Raw genomic sequence first — 313 nt, forward strand, 5'->3', positions numbered from 1 at the left:
GCACCGAGGCCTTCGCGGCGAGTGCGGACAGGGCCGCGTCGAGGCCCCGGTCACCGAGCACCGCGGGATAGATTCCCCTTGCCAGGTCCCGAAGTTCGGCGATGGCCAGCTTGGCGTCGGCGTGCGCCTCGTCGATGATCGTCTTCGTGCCGTCGGGGTCGGTGTCGAACTTCGCCTTGGCGCGCCCCAGTTCCATCGCCACCGACACGTGCCGCTGCTGGGCTCCGTCGTGCTGGTCGCGCTCGGTCCGCCGCCGCTCGGCCTCGGCCGAGTCGACGCCCCGCGCCCTGCTGGCCTGGTGGTGGTCCGCCTT

Annotated in this window: 1 protein-coding gene; it reads right to left on the minus strand. The window is 72.5% G+C overall.

Annotated elements, in window-relative coordinates:
• Positions 1–313, minus strand: a 313-nt coding sequence (locus F0L68_RS42015; protein ID WP_223199687.1) for a histidine kinase, incomplete at both ends; no start/stop codon positions are given.

The organism is Solihabitans fulvus (assembly GCF_008386585.1).
Classification (GTDB): Bacteria; Actinomycetota; Actinomycetes; order Mycobacteriales; family Pseudonocardiaceae; genus Solihabitans; species Solihabitans fulvus.